This window comes from Protofrankia sp. CiP1_Cm_nod3, assembly GCF_982290655.1.
Window position 1 is genome coordinate 1 of sequence record NZ_CEVIVD010000258.1, and the last position, 1018, is coordinate 1018.

A 1018-nucleotide genomic window follows, 5' to 3' on the forward strand; every position below is an offset into this window, starting at 1 on the left:
TCCGACGGCACCCTGCGCTTCATCTGCCTGACCACACTGCTGCTGCGTCCCGACCCACAACCACTGATCATCCTGGACGAGCCGGAACTCGGCCTGCACCCGTTCGCCCTGGTCCAGCTCGCCGGCATGCTGCGCTCCGCCAGCCAGACCAGCCAGATCGTCGTGGCCACCCAGTCCGTCCCCCTCGTCGACCACGTCGACCTCGGCGACATCGTCATCGTCGACCGCGTGGACGGCGCCTCCGCCTTCCGCCGCCCCGACCCGGCCGATCTCGCGGCCTGGCTGGACGACTATTCGCTGGGCGAGCTGTGGCAGAAGAACATCCTCGGTGGCCTGCCCGCCCGGGAAGAGGGCTGACTTCGTGCGCTCGCTCTACCTTCTCGCCGAGGGGCAGAGCGAGTTCGCGGTCATCGACTCCGTCCTGCAGCCACATCTCGAACAGGCAGGATTCCACGTCCGCAAGTCCGTCCTGGTCACGAAGACGGCCGTCGGTAGCCCGGCACGCCGAGGCGGCGTCAGTAACTGGGCCCGTATCGAGACGGAGATCCGTCGGATCCTGCGGGACCCGACGATCGACATCGTCACCACGATGATTGACTACTACGGGCTGCCCGAGGACACCCCGGGCATGTCGGGACGTCCCCTCGGCGCTGATCCGTTCAGCCGGGTGACGGCCGTCGAGCGGGCGATCGAACAGGTGATCGGCGACCCGCGGCTCGTGGCCCATCTCGTCCTGCACGAACTGGAGACCTGGGTATTCGCCGCCGCCGGCCCGCTCGGCGATCTCGTCGGAAACCACCGCCTCACCGAGCGGATCAGAAAGATCGTCGACAGCCACGGCGGGCCCGAGCAGGTGAACGACGGTCGGGAGACCGCCCCCTCCAAACGGCTCCTGGCCCTCTACCCGGCGTTCAACAAGGTGTTCGAGGGACCGCTGGCGATTACCGACCTCGGCCTCACCGCCCTGCGCAGACAATGCCCCCACGCCGACGCCTGGCTCCGACGCCTCGAGGCACTC

2 protein-coding genes are annotated in these 1018 nt (G+C 68.3%); both read left to right on the forward strand.

Going from position 1 to position 1018, the window contains the following annotated elements:
* On the forward strand, window positions 1-357 hold a 357-nt coding region (locus AC5LUJ_RS23850), incomplete at its 5' end, for an AAA family ATPase (RefSeq protein ID WP_493465831.1).
* 4 nt (window positions 358-361) lie between these two features.
* A partial coding sequence (locus AC5LUJ_RS23855; RefSeq protein ID WP_493465832.1) for a DUF4276 family protein occupies window positions 362-1018 on the forward strand: 657 nt, incomplete at its 3' end.